Genomic DNA, 254 nt, shown 5'->3' with positions numbered 1-254 from the left:
TTCTCCAACAAGCGCTGGCTGCACTTCTTCATGCTGTTCGTGCCGGTGATGGGTCTGTGGACCAGCAGCATCGGCATCATCGGCCTGGCCCTCAACCTGCGGGCCTACGACTTCGTGAGCCAGGAGATCCGCGCGGCGGAGGATCCTGAATTCGAGACGTTCTACACCAAGAACATCCTGCTCAACGAAGGTCTGCGTGCCTGGATGGCGCCTGCCGACCAACCGCACGAAAACTTCATCTTCCCTGAAGAGGT

At 59.1% G+C, this 254-nt stretch carries 1 pseudogene; it reads left to right on the top strand.

From position 1 onward, the window contains the following. A pseudogene (locus KUG39_RS17070) lies at nucleotides 1–254 on the top strand (photosystem II D2 protein (photosystem q(a) protein)); the annotation flags it as partial.

It is taken from the genome of Synechococcus sp. CCAP 1479/10 (assembly GCF_019038515.1).
In the GTDB taxonomy this organism is placed as follows: domain Bacteria; phylum Cyanobacteriota; class Cyanobacteriia; order PCC-6307; family Cyanobiaceae; genus Cyanobium.
This window is presented reverse-complemented; position numbering and strand designations above follow the sequence as displayed.